The 275-nt window shown below is 72.0% G+C and carries 1 protein-coding gene; it reads right to left on the bottom strand.

From position 1 onward, the window contains the following. On the bottom strand, positions 1–275 hold a 275-nt coding region (locus SB822_RS56920; protein ID WP_410859079.1), incomplete at both ends, for a phosphatidylserine decarboxylase.

Below are 275 nucleotides of genomic sequence, written 5' to 3' on the forward strand. Positions count from 1 at the left end.
TCCACCCCCGATACCAGCAGCGCGCCGACCATCACCGAGGCCATCGGGCCGAAGTCGGTGTCGAACAGGCAGACCAGGCGCTCGTTGCGTGCGAACAGGCGCGGGACGCGGGAGACCGCGTCCGGGCCGACGCTGAACAGGCGCCCGGGGACGTGGATCGTCTCGCGCAGGGTGCCGGTCCAGGGCATGTGGACGCGGTGGTAGTCCTTCGGCGACAGGTAGACCGTGGCGAACAGGCCCTCGCGGAACGGCAGCGCGGCAGCCGCGTCGCCGAG

The sequence above is a fragment of the Paraburkholderia sp. SIMBA_054 genome, assembly GCF_046534875.1.
GTDB classification, from domain to species: Bacteria; Pseudomonadota; Gammaproteobacteria; order Burkholderiales; family Burkholderiaceae; genus Paraburkholderia; species Paraburkholderia hospita.